Annotated in this window: 16 protein-coding genes; 5 read left to right on the plus strand and 11 right to left on the minus strand. The window is 56.6% G+C overall.

The window, feature by feature from the left end:
- Nucleotides 1-5 precede the first annotated feature (5 nt).
- Both SKP52_RS13320 and SKP52_RS13325 read right to left on the minus strand, forming a co-directional pair.
- The gene (locus SKP52_RS13320; protein WP_148309124.1) at nt 6-1,577 is read right to left on the minus strand and encodes an MDR family MFS transporter; all 1,572 of its coding nucleotides are present in this window, start codon (nt 1,575-1,577) and stop codon (nt 6-8) included.
- Nucleotides 1,574-2,728 carry an HlyD family secretion protein gene (locus tag SKP52_RS13325; protein WP_228383644.1) on the minus strand — a complete coding sequence of 385 codons (1,155 nt, stop codon included), beginning with the start codon at nt 2,726-2,728 and terminating at the stop codon, nt 1,574-1,576. The genes SKP52_RS13320 and SKP52_RS13325 overlap by 4 nt, the downstream gene beginning before the upstream one ends.
- 104 nt (nt 2,729-2,832) lie before the next feature.
- Between SKP52_RS13325 and SKP52_RS13330 the strand changes: the two genes are divergently transcribed.
- The 5 genes from SKP52_RS13330 to SKP52_RS13355 all read left to right on the plus strand — a co-directional run bounded on the left by SKP52_RS13330 (nt 2,833) and on the right by SKP52_RS13355 (nt 7,833).
- Nucleotides 2,833-3,321 (plus strand): MarR family winged helix-turn-helix transcriptional regulator, encoded by a 489-nt coding sequence (locus SKP52_RS13330; RefSeq protein WP_052208277.1) that lies wholly within the window; start codon nt 2,833-2,835, stop codon nt 3,319-3,321.
- Nucleotides 3,322-3,326: 5 nt separating this feature from the next.
- Nucleotides 3,327-4,916, plus strand: coding sequence for an ABC1 kinase family protein (locus SKP52_RS13335; protein ID WP_039575416.1), 1,590 nt, complete (start codon nt 3,327-3,329; stop codon nt 4,914-4,916).
- 61 nt (nt 4,917-4,977) lie between these two features.
- The gene (locus SKP52_RS13340) at nt 4,978-5,751 is read left to right on the plus strand and encodes an NUDIX hydrolase (RefSeq protein ID WP_081997349.1); all 774 of its coding nucleotides are present in this window, start codon (nt 4,978-4,980) and stop codon (nt 5,749-5,751) included.
- A gap of 220 nt (nt 5,752-5,971) precedes the next feature.
- A protein-coding gene (locus SKP52_RS25425) for an IS5 family transposase (protein ID WP_148309125.1) occupies nt 5,972-6,732 on the plus strand; the annotation gives its coding sequence in 2 pieces (ribosomal slippage) (nt 5,972-6,296 and nt 6,296-6,732; 762 coding nt in all).
- A 93-nt stretch (nt 6,733-6,825) separates the two neighbouring features.
- Nucleotides 6,826-7,833 carry an IS110 family RNA-guided transposase gene (locus SKP52_RS13355; protein ID WP_039575425.1) on the plus strand — a complete coding sequence of 336 codons (1,008 nt, stop codon included), beginning with the start codon at nt 6,826-6,828 and terminating at the stop codon, nt 7,831-7,833.
- Between the two features lie 274 nt (nt 7,834-8,107).
- Here SKP52_RS13355 and SKP52_RS13360 read toward each other — a convergent pair whose 3' ends face one another.
- From SKP52_RS13360 to SKP52_RS13400, 9 genes are all read right to left on the minus strand, one after another.
- The gene (locus SKP52_RS13360; protein ID WP_039575427.1) at nt 8,108-8,779 is read right to left on the minus strand and encodes a TetR/AcrR family transcriptional regulator; all 672 of its coding nucleotides are present in this window, start codon (nt 8,777-8,779) and stop codon (nt 8,108-8,110) included.
- Nucleotides 8,780-8,889: 110 nt separating this feature from the next.
- Nucleotides 8,890-10,035, minus strand: a complete 1,146-nt coding sequence (locus tag SKP52_RS13365; protein WP_039575429.1) for a thiolase family protein — start codon at nt 10,033-10,035, stop codon at nt 8,890-8,892.
- On the minus strand, nt 10,032-10,445 hold the full coding sequence (locus SKP52_RS13370) for a Zn-ribbon domain-containing OB-fold protein (protein WP_039575430.1): 414 nt from the start codon (nt 10,443-10,445) through the stop codon (nt 10,032-10,034). The genes SKP52_RS13365 and SKP52_RS13370 overlap by 4 nt, the downstream gene beginning before the upstream one ends.
- Nucleotides 10,446-10,475: 30 nt before the next feature.
- Nucleotides 10,476-10,667: a lipoyl domain-containing protein gene (locus SKP52_RS13375; protein WP_234782549.1), complete on the minus strand. Its 192-nt coding sequence runs from the start codon at nt 10,665-10,667 to the stop codon at nt 10,476-10,478.
- Nucleotides 10,668-10,702: 35 nt separating this feature from the next.
- On the minus strand, nt 10,703-11,704 hold the full coding sequence (locus SKP52_RS13380; RefSeq protein ID WP_039575434.1) for an alpha-ketoacid dehydrogenase subunit beta: 1,002 nt from the start codon (nt 11,702-11,704) through the stop codon (nt 10,703-10,705).
- A complete protein-coding gene (locus tag SKP52_RS13385) occupies nt 11,701-12,693 on the minus strand; it encodes a thiamine pyrophosphate-dependent dehydrogenase E1 component subunit alpha (protein ID WP_039575436.1) in 993 nt (330 codons plus the stop codon). The genes SKP52_RS13380 and SKP52_RS13385 overlap by 4 nt, the downstream gene beginning before the upstream one ends.
- A 55-nt stretch (nt 12,694-12,748) precedes the next feature.
- Nucleotides 12,749-14,284, minus strand: a complete 1,536-nt coding sequence (locus SKP52_RS13390) for an aromatic ring-hydroxylating oxygenase subunit alpha (protein ID WP_081997350.1) — start codon at nt 14,282-14,284, stop codon at nt 12,749-12,751.
- A 43-nt stretch (nt 14,285-14,327) separates the two neighbouring features.
- On the minus strand, nt 14,328-16,706 hold the full coding sequence (locus tag SKP52_RS13395; RefSeq protein WP_039575438.1) for a TonB-dependent receptor: 2,379 nt from the start codon (nt 16,704-16,706) through the stop codon (nt 14,328-14,330).
- Nucleotides 16,707-16,725: 19 nt separating this feature from the next.
- A complete protein-coding gene (locus SKP52_RS13400) occupies nt 16,726-18,315 on the minus strand; it encodes an AMP-binding protein (RefSeq protein WP_081997561.1) in 1,590 nt (529 codons plus the stop codon).
- Nucleotides 18,316-18,362 lie beyond the last annotated feature (47 nt).

The following is an 18,362-nucleotide window of genomic DNA, read 5'->3' on the forward strand; positions in this document are numbered from 1 at the left end:
CAGGCTCAGTGCATCGAAAGGGAAACATTCTTGGGAAGCGGCTTCAAAAAGATGACCAAAGGAACGGTCATCAAGGTCAGGACGCCCATCACCAAGAATACATCATTGTAGGTCATTACGAACGCGTCCCGCTGGATGGTCCGGCCTAGCATCGACATGGCACCCTCCATCCCGCCGAAGCTTTTCGCGAGTTCATCAAGATAAATCTGGAGTGAAGCACTGTTGGCATTCAGCGTCTCTTCCATGCGCCGGCTATGGTGCCAGATCCGCTTGTCCTGAAACGAAGCCAGTCCGGCCAAAGCGAAAGATCCTCCGAGATTTCGAGCGGCGTTAAAAATACCGGAGGCATCGCCAGCATCTGTCTTTGCCACCGAGGCTACGGTAGCCTGGTTCAGGAACATCATGGCCAGAATCATGCCAACACCCCGAATAAGCTGGCTTTCGATGAATACGGCGCCCCCAGATTCCGCGGTGAGGCTTATGCTGACGAAACAGCTGGCCGCCATCAGAAGCATTCCGACACCGACGGCAATGCGAATGTGGAGTCTGCGGATCATGAAGGGCAGGATCGGCATAAGCACAAAAGCCGGAATACCCATCCAAAATATAACGAGCCCGGTTTGAAAAGCGTTATAATCGGATATGATCGCAAGAAATTGGGGAATGACGTAGGTCGAACCATACATGACCATTCCCAGGGCGAGAGCCATCACCGCAACGCTTCCGAATTGGCGATTGAGAAGGAGGCGGAGTTTCAGGACGGGCTTCGACGCGTTCAGCTGCCCGTATATGAGTGAAGCGAAACCGATAACGGCAATGAGTGCCAGCCAGCGAATAAGAGCGGATTCAAACCATTCCTCGCGATGCCCCTCCTCAAGCAACACAGTCAAAGCGCCCAACCCCAGAATCAGGCCGGCAATGCCCGCCCAATCAGCATCGGTCAGATACTCCCACTTCGGCTCTTCGTGAGGAAGCCCGACGAATAGCAGCAGCAGCAGTACGGCGCAGATTGGAACATTGACAAAGAAGGCATAGTGCCAGCTCAAATTTTCGGTCAGCCAGCCACCGATCAGCGGCCCCATGACCGGACCCAGAATCACTGTCATGCCGAACAGCGCCATGCCGATCGGCTGTTGATGGGGCGGCAATCTTTTCGCCACGATGGTCATCGCAGTTGGTATCAGCGCACCACCCATGAAACCCTGACCCGTGCGACCGATGATCATGGTCGTGAGGTCGGTCGCCATACCGCAAAGAATTGAGAAGCCGGTGAACGCGGAAACCGCAATGATGAGCAGGTTTCGCAGTCCAAAAAGGCGTTCAAGCCAGGCGCTAAGCGGAATTACCACAATTTCGGCAACGAGAAATGCGGTGGCAATCCAAGTGCCCTCGGTGCCGCTGGCTCCGATTTCGCCCTGGATCACCGGAAGCGCGGAATTGACGATAGAGATATCGAGTGTTGCGAGCATGGCGCCAAGTGCACCCGCTGCGACCGCTATCCACGCGGTGATATCGGCATTCCGCCTTTCTGCAGTCGGAGTACCAGAGGCGCTGTTCGATGCCAACTCGGCGGTCATTTGTCGGTACTCGAGATCTCTTTCAGCTCTCCGGCAGCGTTTCGCGTGTCGACAACTGCCACAACCGACATGCCCGGGACGAGCAGACGACGCACTTTGGGCGAGGCTATTATCGCGATACGAACCGTTATCCGCTGAACAATCTTGGTGAAATTCCCTGTGGCGTTTTCGGGCGGCAGGATCGAAAATTCTGCTCCGGTTCCGGGCGAGATGCTCTCAACGCGTCCAGCAATCTCAAAGTCGGGAAGAGCATCGACCTCGAGCCTGACCGGTTGCCCCGCCCGCAAAAGGCCGACCTGCGTCTCCTTGAAATTAGCGATGACGTAGATTTCGTTTACCGGAACCACGGTCATCAATCGCTGACCGGGCTGAACGAATTGGCCGACCCTTACTGTTAGATCGCCAACGCGACCTCCCTTGCTGGCTCGCAGCAGAGTCGATGTGACATCTAGGTCGGCCGCTTCCAGCTGCGCGCGAGCCGCGTCAGCTTGGGCTTCGGTCTGGTCGATCTGTTTGAACAAGGTGGCCCTCCGACCGTTGGCAGCAGAGACTGCTGCCTGGGCAGCAACAAAGTCGGCGTGCGCTTGCTGCGCCTGTGTCTCATATTGTTGAAGCTTTTCTCGCGGCTCCGCACCGGTCGCGGCAAGGGGGCGATACCTCGCTAGCTGCTCATTGGCGAGGTCGAGCGCCGCGCGCTTGGCGGCGAGTTGGGCCCGCGCCTGCCGAATCGATGAGTCCTGTTCGGTTACTTGCGAGCGGATTGTGTCGGCGCCGGCCAGCGTCGCCGCAATTTGCGCACGCGCCTGTTGCGCCTGGGCTCTATAATCTCGCACATCCAGTTGCACGAGCGCCTCGCCGGGACTGACCCGCCCGTTCTCAGAGACGAGCACCGCGTCCACGTATCCGGCCACTTTTGATGAAACCACAACGCTGTCGGCCGCGACATAGGCGTTGTCGGTCGACTGCATGTACTGCCCATAGGTGACATGCCTGTAATACCACCCACCACCTGCAATCAGCGCAGCAGTGATGGCTATGATGAGGATGAGGCGAAATTTGGGTTGCGATTTCAGGCTGGATGCGGGCGCGCGATCCTGTTCCCGCTCATTTGGTTCGTCGGTCATCTGCCTCTTTCGAAGGATTTTGGACATGTGCTAAGTCGCTTCATGGCGTGGCGTAGACCGTTCCATCCGGTTAGTAAAATCGTTTAGTAATTTGCGTTTTGGCATTCCCACGAAACGGACTAGGCAGCGGTATGAACGCAAATCTCGACACAATGCCGCCACGGCTTCGCGAAGGCGCCCTCACCGACGACGACCGTATGCTATATTTGATGGACGAGATTAGTCGGGGGGCGAGGCGCGCTTATGACGCACGGATTGCCAAGATTGGCCTCAATCAGACGCAGTGGCGCATCATCGGACAACTTCTCCGCGAACCATCGTTGACGCAGGCCGGAATTGCCAAGCGACTAGAGTTGGAATCCGCCACGATCGGTCAAGCCGTCGCTGGCCTTTGTGGGAAAGGATTGATGGAAAGGCGACGAGCCAAAACGGACGGCCGGGCATGGCAGCTCATCCTGACCCAGGAGCTCGACAGGTTGTTGCCCCAACTGAGAGAATCCGCGGACGGGCTGCATAGGGTCCTATGGCGGAACGCCACGCGCGACGAAAAACGGACGTTGCTGGACATTCTTGTGCGGATTGCGTCGAATCTCGATCAGAGCCGGACCGATGCGGAATAGGACATATGCCTGGGTTCCGAGATAAACCGATAGGAGACATCGCACGCGCCGCCGAGATAGGACAGATTCTTGTCCGGCACGGCGCCAAAAGCCTGGCGGGCGCTCTCGGAGTCATTCCGCATCCGGCCAAGTCAATCGATCCAGGTGAATTGCGGCCGGCGGCGGTCGTCGCACTCCTGCGCGACATTGGTCCGGTCGGAATAAAGCTTGGACAGCTGCTGGCGACGCGCAGCGATCTGTTTTCCAGGTCCTGGATTGCTGCCTTCGCGACGCTCCACGATCAGGTTTCTCCGGTGCCATTCGAAGAAATCGAGCCCATCCTTGCCGCAAGCTGGGGAGCTGACTGGCGAGGGGAATTCACCCAATTCGATGAACAACCACTGGCTTCGGCTTCGGTAGCGCAGACCTACTCTGCTTCGCTGCTCGACGGCGCCGACGTTATCATAAAGGTGCGGCGTCCGGGCACTGCTGCGCGAATGGAGGCCGATGTGCGGCTCCTGACGCGCCTCGCCGCCGTTGCCGAGGATCGATCCCCTGAAATCGCCCGCTATCGCCCCGTAGAGTTCCTGCGAACCTTTGGCAGAAATCTTGCCTGGGAAATGGATCTGGCAGCAGAAGCTCGTGCATGCGAGCGTATCGGTGGCTATCTTGATACGCTTGGGATCAAGACTCCAACAATTCATTGGGAACTGACGGGGATACGGGTCAACGTCCAGGAGCGGCTGTATGGAACGCCCGCGTCTGCGATCGAGGCCGAATCGACCGACCCACGCGTGGCGGCGTTCGCGAGACAATATGCGAATGCAGTCCTGCGCATGATCATTCTGAATGGCGAATTTCATGGCGATCCGCATCCAGGCAATGTTTTCCTTATCGGGGAACAGGATGTGGGCTTTATCGACTTCGGATCGGTCGGCACTCTCACAAAGGCGAGGCGCGAGGAACTGGTACGACTTGTCATGGCTATAGCCGACGAAGACACAGCAGACGTCGCGAACGTGTTGCTCGAATGGGCTGGAGATCCGAAAGTTGACCGTGATGGGCTCACCCAGAATTTGGACCAGCTGATCGGTGAGTTCAGGGGAACGGTCCTTTCGGGGATTGAGTTCTCGCATATTTTCAGCCGCGTGTTCGATCTCCTGCGAGACTATCAGCTCGCACTTCCGCCTGATCTGGCGATCCTTCTTCGAACATTGCTCACGGCGGAAGGGTTTGCGCGTTCCTTTGCGCCTGACTATAATATCGGGGAGGAAACACGCCCCATCATGTTGGAGCTGTTCGCAGAAAGATTCTCCCTTGGCAGGAATCGCGCCAATTTAAAAAAAGTTCGCCGACAACTCCTCGCCCTAGCGGCGATCATGCCTGACCTTCTCGATAACGCCGCCGCTATAGCCAAGTCCGGGCATGTGCCTGTCCAGATTGATCCGGCAAGTTTTGAGAAGCTCGCAGCCATTCGCCGCGCGAGCCAGCCTGTCAAAGGTCCTGTGGCGGCCGCACTTATCGTCTCCGCGGCGCTGCTTGCGAATCAATCCTGGGTGCTTGCAAGTGTTGCAGTGGCTCTTGCCGGGTTGGTTCTTCTGCGCAAATGGCGATAAGATCGTTGCTCAGCTTGAACGGGCCAGCGTCCAATATCAGGCCAACTGAGAACTGGAGTTTATGATGACACTGCAGAAGCCAGTCGATCCGGTCCCCGCAGCCACCATGCTGTTGCTTCGCGACGAGCCGGAGTTCCAGGTGCTGATGGTCATGCGGCATCACCAGATCGATTTTGCATCCGGCGCGCTGGTCTTTCCCGGTGGAAAGCCTTCTGCTGCCGATGAAGCGCCTGAATGGGCCGATTATTGCAGGGGCTGGAAAACGCTAGATCCTACGCAGCGCACCCTTCGGATTGCCGCGATTCGTGAAGCCTTTGAGGAAGCAGGCATCCTGCTGGCCGATCATCGCGACGGTAGCGAGTTCGAGGATATTTGCGATCTTGAAAGCCGCAAAGCCGTCGAGCGAGGCGAGCGCGAATTTTTCGACATTGTGCGCGAGGCCGATGTGCAACTGCGCCTTGATCGCCTGAGCGAGTTCGCGCGGTGGATCACGCCCAGCTTTATGCAAAAGCGCTTCGACACTCATTTCTTCGTCGTTCGCGCCCCAGAGCGCCAGATCGCAGCATGTGATGGATATGAAACCGTTGATGCGGAATGGCTTTCGCCAAGCAAAGCCCTGAAACTGGGTGTCAGCGGTGAACGAACGATCATCTTTCCCACGCGATTGAACCTGCAACTGCTAGCCGAAGCTGCGAGCGCAGACGATTGCGTCGCGCGGGCCAAGGCTCGCGAAATCGTGCCGGTCCTTCCAGAAGTCATCCAGCGAGACGGCAAGAACATCCTCACTATCCCCGCCGACGTGGGATACGGCACAGCCTTCGAAGTTATCAGCTGAGATAGAAGCAAGCAAGCGGGCGCAAACTCTTACGATCCGTAGCCGGGTAACTGGGGGAATGGCTTGTTTTATCCCAGTATTTCTTGTCGCATAGTCTAAAATTTCTTCACCATAGACATATGTTTCAGAAGGATATTATTCACTTGCTCTTGCCTTAGGGTCAGGACCCATTGATTTGCGCTGATGGCTGTGATTCAGGCGGCTGCGAAGGAGCCTGAATTTGAGCGATTTATTCTGGCTGACGGACGAGCAGATGGCTCGGCTTCAGCCCTATTTTCCCAAGAGCCATGGCCGCGAGCGCGTTGATGATCGGCGCGTTTTGAGCGGGATCATCTTCGTCAACCGCAATGGGCTGAGGTGGCGCGATGCGCCGAGGGAATACGGCCCGGCGAAGACGCTCTACAATCGCTGGAAGCGGTGGAGCGACAAAGGCATCTTCATCCGCATGATGGAAGGCCTGGCGACACCTCAGGCTCCCGAGCGCAAGACGATCATGATCGACGCGACCTATCTTAAAGCGCACCGCACGGCGTCGAGCCTGCGGGTAAAAAAGGGGGTCCAGGACGCCTGATCGGCCGGACGAAAGGCGGCATGAACACCAAGCTTCATGCCGTGAGTGATGCGAATGGTCGTCCAATCAGCTTCTTCCTGACCGCCGGACCGGTCAGCGACTACACTGGCGCGGCCGCTTTGCTCGACAGTCTGCCCAACGCGCAATGGATGCTGGCCGACCGAGGCTATGATGCCGACTGGTTCCGCGACGCCCTGCAGGAGAAGGGTATCACGCCCTGCATCCCGGGCCGAAAAATCCGGAACACGACCGTAAAGTACGACAAACGCCGCTACAAACGCCGTAACCGCATCGAGATCATGTTCGGCCGCCTCAAAGACTGGAGGCGGGTCGCAACACGCTACGATCGCTGCCCGAAGGCCTTCTTCTCCGCCGTCGCACTCGCCGCAACCGTCATCTTCTGGCTCTGATCAATGAGTCATCGTGTAATTGCGGCTGCTTCCCTCGGACCTTGGTTGAGGCGCACACTTCTGGTTGTCGAATCCTGAAGGAAGGAAGCAGCCATGAAGCACTATGCCGGATTGGACCTGTCGATGGAATCCACGCAGGTCTGCATCGTTGATGACAATGGTCGGAAGGTCGTGTCGGAGAAAGTGGAGAGCTCTCCGGAGGCGATCGCCATGATGCTGGAGCGATACGGTCCAATCGAGCGGGCGGTGATCGAAACGGGCCGCATGTCGCCGGCGATTTGCCTCGGTCTGCGTGAACTGGGTGTCCCGGTGGTGTGCATCGATGCCCGCCAGGCGCACCAGAGCCTCAAAGCAATGAAGGCGAACAAGACCGACCCTCACGATGCCGCCGGCCTCGCACAGTTGGCGCGCACCGGCTTCTACAAGGAGGTGCATGTCAAATCTCCGGCAGCGCATGGCGTTCGCAGCGTGATCACCGCACGGAGCCATCTGGTGGAAGCGCGTGTCCGGCTCGACAACACGATCCGCGGTCTCTGCGCCACGTTCGGATATCGGCCCGGCGCAGGTCAAGGGAAGGCCTTCCTCGAACGGATCATGCAGGCCGCCCACACCCCGGGCCTTGGCGACGCCATCGCATCCTTGCTGTCCGTGCGCGCAGAACTGGTCGAGCAAATCAAGGAAATGGACCGCCGCCTGCGTGTCATCGCAAGCCAGTCACAGGCTTGCGAGATCCTGATGACCATTCCGGGCGTCGGCGTGCAGACATCTGCTGCCTTCGCCGCTGCAGTCGATGAAGCCGGACGCTTCCGACAATCACGCAATGCCGGGGCCTACTTTGGCCTTGTGCCCCGACGCCATCAGTCGGGCGAGCTCGATTGGACTGGCAGGATCACCAAACAGGGCGATGGGACCGTGCGCAAGCTGCTGTACGAAGCTGCCAACTCGATCCTTACCCGGAGCCGTGAGACCTTCGCCCTGAAAACATGGGCCATGAAGATCGCCAAGCGTCGCGGCTTGAAGAAAGCCCGTGTCGCACTCGCCCGTCGGCTCGCGGTCATCATGCATGCCATGCTGCGTGACGGCACTTTGTTCCAAGCTTGAGGTAGGCTAAAGTCTGTTTGCCAGCGGTGACGCGTCAAAGCTGATCCGAGGGCGGTGTCCCGCGAGGGAACGCAGGGACGAACGATCTGCGAAGGTAGTCAGATGGGCTGCAAAGCCCGCTTCGAGTCAATGCAACGTTCGCCTCTGTGAGACCCGATATAGCACGACCAGGCTTCGGCCCGGCCAGTGCGGACAGATCCATGAAACCCTCAAGGGATCGGCACCGCCAAGCTCTGCAATTACAGATCCTGACCCTAGGGCACGCCATTGCAGTCTACTTTGGCACGTCAATCGGGCGAATAATTGGGTTCTCGAACTTAGGTAGCTCGCCTGTAGCTACCATTTTTGTAAGAATGGAATTTGCTGTTTCTCTGACTTCTCCTCGCGTTGCCGCCAACGCACTGAAGAGAATAATCTCGACGAAGTGAAAAAGGTAATCCGAATCTTTCACGCTGCTCGTCGCCCATTCAAGTATTAGGCCATATTCCATGTTTGCCATGTGGCGGGTCAGATGATCGATATTCACCCAATCGTGAAGCCCACCCTTGGCACGAACATCTTCCAACCACTCTCGCGTATTGCCAACCGCCATTTCCTGTAGCAACGAGCGCAAGTATGGATTTGTACTAGGCGAGAAGTAGATTGTGGCCACTGCCTGTGCGTAATTTCGCGCCTTCAGATTTCCTCGATTAAGCACTATGGCGCGATCCAACAAACCCTCAAGCGTTCTGTCTGAAGTCCTGAATTGGACATTCTGTCGAACCGCATCGTACACCTCTCGAATGGCGCAACCGATCAAGCGATCACGATCTCCAAAGGCATTATAGAGAGTCTTGGGCGCGACGTTCGCCCTCTTGCTGATCTCGCGCATGCTGAAGCCTTCCAACCCCTCCTCATTGACGAGCTTCCGAACTTCATAAAGGATCCGCTGACGCCGTTCAGCCATCGTGACGCTATCATATGTTGTTTTTATTTTTAGCACCTATTATTGTTCCCAATATTTATCATATCCAATATTAGAACAAACCCTTAAATACAGCTGCGCTTCGCAGCAAATTAAATCTTTTCTAGGATCGCAACTGCAGCAAGTCCTGGAGCCCCATATACTTGCGAATAAGCAAGTCTGGCGTTTTCGACCTGCCTGTTTTCGGCCTTCCCGCGTAACTGCAGAACATTTTCATAAACCTGACGCAAGCCGGAGGCGCCAATCGGTTCCCCACAGGCAATACATCCACCGTCCGTATTGATTGGCAGTTGCCCGCCAAGAGCGGTTAGTCCGTCGGCAAGCCATTGTTCCTGATCGCCATCACGGCAGAAGCCGTTTTCCGCCATATGCATGATTTCAGCGCCGCTTTCGGTATCCTGTAACTGGGCAACATCAATGTCTTTCGGACCGAGACCCGCCTTATCAAAGGCGGCGCGAGCTGCAAGCATTGTCGGCGTTTCGCCCCTCTCGACAGAAAGAGAAGGAGAAAACACTTCAAAGCTGTTTTCTGGCCTTGTTTTCACCGCTGCCGACCTCAACCTGACCTGCGTCCGTCCCAATTCGCGAGCCTTTTTCTCGGAAGCAAGGATCAGCGCCACGCCGCCCTCCGAGGGGCTGCAGAACATATATTGTGTTAGAGGATCGCTTATCATGCGGGAAGCCAGGATTGCGCCCTGGTCCATCGCCGCGCGCCGCCAGGCGTGGGGAGTGCGCGAACCGTTCTCGAATGCCTTGGACGCGACCCGGGCGAGCGTCCGAGCCGAAATACCATGATCGTGCATATAGCGCTGAATCTTCAGGGCGAAGAACTGGGTCGTCAACATAAGGCCGGTATCGCCGTACCATTGTGGGAGCCCATATTTCTCTGGATCGGGATTGAAGGAGCCGCGAGGATGCTTATCAAACCCTACCGCCAAAGCCGTGTCAAACTCACCGGCCTTGATCGCCCAGTACGCAGACAGCACGGCAGAACCACCGGTTGCGCAGCCATTCGCTACATTTATGAACTGAATTCCCGTGAGACCCATTCGCGGCATCAAGGCATCGGCATTCCCCGAGGCTGACGATCCCCCGAATGCTGCTTCGACATTCGACCACTCCAGTCCGCAGTCGTTCAACGCTAACTTTGTGGCATCGACACCTAGATCGAGACCAGATTTGCCGTCGTGTCGACCGAACGGATGAATTCCAGCGCCGATGACATAAACTTGGCTCATGAATTGTTGTCCTGTTCGCTCGAGGCAAACGCATATGTCATCATCTCTCCGCCATCGGCCTTGGACAGGGAAATCGCAATACAATCCATCGGCATTCCAATTCTAAGGCTCTCGGGATCGGCAACGAGCCGACCTTCAATCATGATTTCATCCCCGAGGCTGACGTACCCCACCCCATACGGCTCATAGTCGTCGGGATTGGTCACGCCTACATAGGGCGGGTTCTTCGGCGGAATACGTTGTATGGTAAACGTCCACAAAGTCCCGCTTTGCGGAAGCTCGATCCGTTCGTATGCCCCCTCGCCCTCTCCATCTGGATATGGAAAGACAATCTGTCCATTGGTGCGGTTCTTCCCGGCGACAATGCGAGCCTTCCCGGCCTGGTCGACAACAAATACCTCGTCACGCATTTCGGGTCTTCTCCACTTTCCCAACAGGCTTCAGGAAATACGAGCAATGAGAGTGCCGACCTCATATTCAGTATCGACCAAGCCGATTATCTCAATCTGTCCGTCGGCCGGCGCTTCCACCTCAATGGTCGATTTGTCTGTCTCGACCGTATAAAGTGGCATGCCAGCACTGACCTGCGCACCATCTTCAACGCACCATTCCAAAAGGGTTGCAGTTTCCATGCTCATCCCAAGCTTTGGTATGCGAACTTCTATAGTCATGAGTTAATTGCCTTATCTGTTGTTGCGTGTGCCGCACGAACAATGTCATCGACACTATAGAGGAATGCTGTCTCCAGTGGCTTCGCAAAGGGAACCGGAGAGGGATAGGACGCGACCCGCTGAACTGGCGCTAGTAGATCAGAGAACAGTTCTTCGTGAATGCGAGCGGAAATCTCGGCTCCGGCCCCGAAAGGACGAACTGCTTCGTGGACGATTACAGCGCGCTTTGTCTTGGCGACAGAAGCGAAAACCGCCTGTTCATCCCACGGGGCTATGGTGCGCAAGTCAATGACTTCAGCGGCGATACCTTCATCAGCCAACAGGCTGGCCGCCTTCAGGCTATCGCTTACACCGCGTCCGTAAGTAACAAGAGTGATGTCCCTTCCCTCGCGCGCAATCGCTGCCTTGCCCAGCGGCACGCGATAACCAGCCTCTGGGGCGGGGCCTGTCATTCCGTAGTGTGTGATATTCTCGATCAGGATAACGGGATCTTCATCGTCAATCGCAGAGCGAAGCAGGCCATAGGCATCCGCCGGGTTCGAGGCGGTCGCAATCTTTAGGCCGGGAACATGAGCAAACCAGGCTTCCAGCATATCGGAATGCTGACCTCCGAAACCCACACCAGCCCCGGTCGTCGTTCGGACAACCAGCGGCACATTGGTCTGGCCGCCCGACATGAAGCGCAGCTTCGCGGCGTGATTGACCAGCTGGTCCATCGCGACCGTGATGAAATTCATCAGCATGATCTCGGCCACCGGACGCATGCCAACAATCGCCGCACCCACTGCCGCGCCCAGGATGGCCTGTTCAGAAATGGGAGTCGAACGAACGCGACTGGTTCCGTATTTGCTCGAAAGGCCCTTGCTGACCTTGAACACGCCGCCGCCCTGCTCGTCGGCAACATCCTCGCCAAGAATCATGACATTTCCGTCGTCCGCCATCGCATCATCGAGCGCAGCATTGAGAGCCTGGCCGAAGCTGATAGTTTTTCCGCTCATGCTGCCTGCTCCGTTTCGTAGATGTCGAACCTGATCTCGTCCGGATCCGGCGGATCACTTTTCAGTGCGAACGCCACGGCATCTTCGATTTCGGCGTCCACCTCCTGTTCGATCTGCGCGAGATCGGAATCGGTGACCTGTCTCTCGCTGATCCTTTGGCGAAGGCGCATCATGCTGGCCCGCTCTTCGGCAGCCTTGAGCTCTTCCTTGGGAATATAACTGTAATCAGCGCCGAAGATATGACCCTGCAAGCGGTACGTATGTGCTTCGACCAGGGTAGGGCCGTCTCCAGCACGGGCACGAGCAACCGCTGCGGCCATTGTTTGATACATCATTTCGGGATCGAGACCGTCGCACGACACGCCGGGCATTTCGTAACCCGCAGCTCTTTCGGCGATGCTCGTCACTGAAGTACCTGCCGCGAGCGTCGTATGCTCGGCGTATTGGTTGTTCTGGCAGAGGAAAACAACCGGCAGTTTCCAAACCGACGCCATGTTGAGCGCTTCGTGGAACGCGCCGATATTGCTGGCCCCGTCACCGAAACTCGCCACCGCTACCCGGTTCTCGCCTCTAATTTGCGCGGCCATTGCCAGGCCATTGGCGATCGGAATGCCCGACCCGACGATTCCTGTCGTCACCATTACCCCGGTCGGGGGATAAGTGATATGCATCGGTCCGCCCTTGCCCTTGCAGGTCCCGGTGCGTTTTCCGGCAAACTCGGCCCATAGCAAGCGTGATGGAATCCCCTTGGCCAGGGAATCGTGAAGGCCGCGATAGGTTGTCACCAGATAGTCTTCGGGCTGCAATGCAGACAGCGCAGCGGCTGCGGTGACCTCCTGTCCACGAACAGGGTAGTATGCAACTGCCAATTCACCATTCGTCAGCATCGCCCGGAATCGTTGGTCCGTGCGGTTGATGAGATACGCTTTGCGATAAATCGATCTCGCTAACTCAGGCGTGAAGGCATGGGAGGAATCTGATTTGTTCATACATTGACCTTGAAAAACGTTTATCTGTGGGCGCCAACGAGCCTGCGCAGGACTATTAATCGAGCCAATCGTCCAAAGTGGCATGAAAATGCCGGATCTTGGCTTCCTGATATTCCGCCAGCATGATCTTGCCCCCAGGAACATTGCGCAACCCCAGCTGTACTGCCGGCAGGTTCAAATTATCCTGATTGAACACCTTCGCCAACGAACCGAGTTCGGGAGCCTCCATGTAGTCATCATTTAGGCCGAGCCAATGGATCGAAGCCGGCTTCGGTCGGTCTTGTCCTTTGGGAACCGGAAGCATGAACATGATTTCGTGGATGCATTGTTCCGGATTATCGCCATCTGGTCGGAACCTGTAGAAGATTGGATTGTAGCACCCCCACGGACTAATGTTCGGAAAGATGCTGTAATATATTGAATCGACCAATTCGGCGTCACACACCCGGTCGATCTCGTCCCCCATCAGCGGTCGCAATTGCTCCCGCTTGGCAGCAGCGCGACTCGCACGGGCTTCGACCACCGGCAAGGCGCCGAAAGCATGGCTTGCCGCTTCCATATCGGGGGTCAACCTGCCCGCGAACCAGTTGCAAATGTGGAGGTCCGCATTTTTCAACTCGCCCTCCAGCGGCTCTGCCTGTGCATTGAACACCCCGACCCGGCCATCCGCCTTTGTCAAACGTATGCGGCCCTCACTGAGGCGCTCATAGAGATCACCAGTTATGGGGTGACGGTAGACGGTAAAGGGCGTGGTATCGTCAAACGGCTCGCCCGCAAGTTCGGCCTCAATATGCGGACTGGCTATGCCTTGCGCGGAGATGGCGCGTGAAAGCACCCCGAAAGCGTCGTACTGCGAGTTAGCATCCCCCATCTCATACAGCAGAGTAGGATGCGTCGCGATCACGTGATAGGATTCCATGAAGGCTTCCTGTGCAATTTTCCAATTGCAGGGCAGCTTTTTGGCGACGTGCACGGCCTTGTAGCGACGTTCGAAGGGAAGGGTTGTCCAGTGTTCGTCAATGTCCCCCAGGAACTCCTTGAGGGGCTGCGCGTCCGGGTCTGGGTTGATGAACACGAACCCACCCCAGCGGCCGGTTTTCACCTTGGGAAGTGAGTGCGTTTCTTCGGTGACGTTTGGGAAATCCCAGTGGCATGGAACCTCTTTGAGTGTCCCATCAAGTTTCCACGACCAACCGTGGAAAGGGCATCGGAAATTGGTGAGCCCCTTTTTGGGGCAATCCAGCAGGCGGCGCCCCATGTGGCGGCAGGCGTTGGGATACGCGGAGAATTCATCTTCTCCCGTCTTCACCACAATAAAGGAAAGCGACGCGATGTCATAGACCAATGCATCCCCAACCTCGGGAATTTCGTCTTCGTGACAAGCCAATTGCCACACGCGCCGCCAGAGTTTTTCGACTTCCAGATCGTGGAATTCGCGACTGTAATATCGCTCAACATCGATAGATAGAGGAGTATGATCCAGCGCCGATTCCTTCTTCAGCGACGCAGGTACGCTTTTCGAATCAGTCTTGAGGAGTTCCTGATAGGATAATCCTCTTGATCGATTTGTTCCGGTCAGCGTTTCTACCATGATCGAGACTCCTCTATCCACAATGACATCAAAATTAAGAGACTCAGTACTTAACGGCGAACTCTACGAAGACCTGCCGGCCCCTGTTCTGTGTGAGTGCCAAGTCGTCACCCACTCCGGCTTGCCGGAACGGTCGGCCAGATGCCTGATTGACGTAGATCTTGTCGGTCAGGTTGTTTCCAACCAAGGAAAGGCGCCAACGATCATTCGACGAACTGATCGTAACATTGGCATCCAATGTGACGTAGTCTTTCTGAACATAGTCATTCAAGGTCGTTGCATCGGCAAAATAGGAACCGCTGTAGTTAGCCAAACCGAACACACTGAAGTCGAGGCTATCAGAGATCGGGATCTCCCAGTCGAAAGACAGATTGCCTGACCACTTGGGCGCTCTTGGTGCAGCCCTGCCTTTGAGGTCGATTCCGGCATTGCTGATGAAGGTCTCGGTAAATTCGGCATCAGTATAAGCGACTGCCGCACTAAGGGTCAGGCCATCTGTCGGCGCTTTCCAGCGGAGCTCAAGGTCGCCGCCGCGTGATCGCAGTTGGCCAGCATTGCTTGTGCTATATTGGATGGCGACTGGATCGAAACTTTGTATCTGCAAGCCCGAGAAGGTGTAGTTGAACAGCGACATGTTCAATCGCACTTTGTTCTGAGCCAGTGAACTTTTCAATCCGACCTCAAAACCTTCGGCCGTCTCGGAAGCGAAGATGAGCGAGGAATAGTCGCCCGAAGCAACGATGGCACTCAACCCGCTTGAGGGCAAGGCGCTATTGTCGATTCCGCCTGACTTGAAGCCCTTCTTGTAGGAAGCATAGACTTGGGCATCGTCGGAAAGCTTGTATTTCACCGATACTTCTGGTGAGAAATTATCGTCCTGGAAGCGGATCTGCGGTGATTGGAAACCGCTTCTGATGAAGTTGAACTGCGGCCCGGACAATATAGCGTGAACGTAAGGCACCTCGATCCGGTTCGTCTTTTCCTCCTTGGTATAACGCAGGCCGGCGGACAACTCGATGTTTTCCGTAGGTTCCACCAGCACGTTCCCGAAGACTGAATATGCGTCAGTCTTGGTGTAATGCTGGCGGCGCCAGTCAAATGTCGAACCCGTGATAGGGTCGGCCGCCAGAAATGAAATGTTGACTGCATTCTGCGCTGCTTCGAACAGGATGTCGCGGCGCTCGTAGAAACCGCCGACCAGCCAGTTGACCGGTCCTTCATTGTCACTGGCGAAGCGAATTTCCTGGCTGAACTGCTTATTCCGGTTGCGATTGAGATCGGTACCGATCCCGGACGTGCCGCCATAAGCGTAGAAATCCTGACCGCGCGATTGGAAGTCGAAATATCCGGTCACCAGGGTCAGCGACAGATTATCCCGCAGCGCTATGTCCGCTTTTGCGCGGATCAGGAACGTATCCGTATCGTTGAACGGAACCCCGCCGTTATTATCCATGCCCGGAGGTGCCTTGCGGCCCAAGGGAACCGCGGAATCGGGCAGCCAGAAAACATTGTCGAACGAGTTGCAATCGTACCCGGCCGGAATGACCACAGCCCCGCCCAGCACAAAGAGGTTGTCGGCTACGCCGTTCGGCCCACAGAAAACCTGCGTGTGCCGGATCTCGCCGTTGTTATTATGACCGACATAATTCGCTTTGAGATTGAGAGTGAAGTCTGCGCTCGGCTTCCATTCGAGCGTGCCGCGCAGATTGATGTTCTTCTCGCCGCGATGCGGATGGACAACATTTGGTGCCGCATTGAAATAAAGATCGTCAATCTTGTTATAGCGGCCAGCGATGCGGAAACCCAGAGTGTCGCTGATCGGTCCGGAAACGTATCCTTCGACAGTATAGCCCTTCTCTTCGAATTCGTAGGACCCGCGCAGTGATGCTTCGAGTGACGACGTAGGACCGGCAGACCGGATCGAAACCACGCCAGCAGTAGCGCTCTTGCCGAAATACAACGACTGCGGCCCCTTCAGAATGTCGATCTGGGCGACGTCGAAAAACCCAGACTGGACCAGGCGCATGGAACTGACCACAATGCCGTCGAAATCGAGCGCAACTGCACTGTCGAACGCCGCAGACACATTCGAGGATCCGATCCCACGAAGACTCAGCTGGCCACCCGAACCCGAACCGCCCACCGCGATATTCAATGTGGGCACGCGCGCCGCAAGTGCTTCCGGTTTGGTGATCTGCGACTTCTCGAGTTCGTCACCACCAATGGATGCGATGGTAATCGGGACATCCTGGAGCGCTTCGTCACGCCGACGGGCAGTAACTACGATCTCATCGCTCTCGGCAGGATCCGCAGTCTCCGCAACCTGTTCACTGGCGTTCTGGGCAAAGGCCGGCGCAGAAAATCCACTCCAGGCAAGAGCAGCAATTGCGCAACCCGACAAAAAGTTGTGATTATTGTTCATAAGTTCTCTCCCCAAATATTTATATAATTTCACGAATTCTCTCACGCAGAACATTTTTCTGAATCTTGCCAGAAGCAGTCATTGGAAATTTGCTGATTACTTCGATTCTGGCTGGTGCTTTTTGAGGGGCAAGGCCTTGTTGCCGCACAAACTGGCTGAGTTCGCCGACGCTTGGCGCCGGACAATCGGCCTGCAGAACGAGAAAGGCACAGACACCTTCTCCCAGCCTTGGATCAGGCATCGAGACCACCGCAGCCTCCTGAATGGCAGGATGAAGACTCAGGACATCCTCGATCTCTTTCGCGCTGAGGTTTTCGCCACCCCTGATGATGAGATCTTTCAACCGCCCGCTGACGACAATGCTGCCTTCTGGCCCAGCGCGAACGAGATCGCCGGTATGAAAATAGCCATTCCCGTCGACCGCCTTCATCGTTTCCTGCCAATCGGTGTACCCAAGGAACATCGACGGCCCCCGCGCGAGGATTTCTCCCTCTTCGCCAGGTGCGACATCGCGGCCGTCTGCATCGACGATGCGCACGTCGTAATTGTAGATCCGGCCGTCGGTTTCGGCGGCCAGATTTGCATGTTCGGGCCGCAGGTATCCTTGTGTGACGAGCGGCACCTCAGTGCTTCCAAAGACCCGGAAGCAGCGACAATTATCAAGCGTCTCATGAGCCCGGACGATCAGCTGGGGAGACACCTCCGCGCCACCGCAGGCAAATTGACGCAGGCTCGGCAGGCCGGTGCCGCGCGCTTCCGCTTCGTCCAGAAGCTCCTTGAGAAAAGGGGTTGCGCCAACCGTCAAGGTGGCCCCTGTGCGATTGATGAAATCAATGGCCGCTGCCTTATCCCAGCGTGACATGAGAGCAGTCTTGATCGGGGAATTGAATGCCTGCTCGAGCGACGAATAGCCCGTCACATGAGTAACCGGCGACGCCATCAGGGTGATGTCGCCTTCCCCCACTCCTCGCGCCTCGCGGGAATTGGCCGCAGAACGCCTCAGCGTATTATGGCTGTGCAGAACCCCTTTGGGAATTCCCGTGGTGCCGGAGGTATACATCAAGAGCTTGACGTGACTAGGATCGACCTCCGCAGCTTCAAATTGTTCGGGATTCCCTTTCTCGATAAGCTCAGCGTAGCTCAGGGTTGCGCTCTCGCTTTCGCCCGGCCTCACCGTCACGATGTGCTCCAGCGAAGGGGTCATTGCCGCAATGCGCGCCGCCATGGCGAGATAGTCGAAGCTCCCCGTACCGCCCGGCGTGAACAGCAGGCGCGAGCCAGCGTCCTTCAGAATGAAGCCCACCTCGCGATCGCGGTAAATCGGAATGATCGGGTTGATGACCAGGCCGAGGGCGCAGCAAGCTAGGTTGATGATCGCCATCTCCCGCCAGTTCGGCAGGTTGGCGCTGACCACGTCACCCTTGCGCAGGCTCAGTTCCGTCAGCGAGGCAGCAAGCGTAATCGCCTCCTCGCATCCCTGACGGTAAGTCAACTCGGAACCGTCGTCGAACCAGATAGCGACGCCGTCGGGGTCTGACTGAGCAAAGGCCACGGCATCCTGCCAAGTGGTGCGGTTTTCCCACACGCCCGTTTTGACCAGATCTTTCATCTCGTCCTGGCTGCGCCACAACCGCCAGCCTGAAGGATCGAGGACAC

The sequence above is a fragment of the Sphingopyxis fribergensis genome (assembly GCF_000803645.1).
In the GTDB taxonomy this organism is placed as follows: Bacteria; Pseudomonadota; Alphaproteobacteria; order Sphingomonadales; family Sphingomonadaceae; genus Sphingopyxis; species Sphingopyxis fribergensis.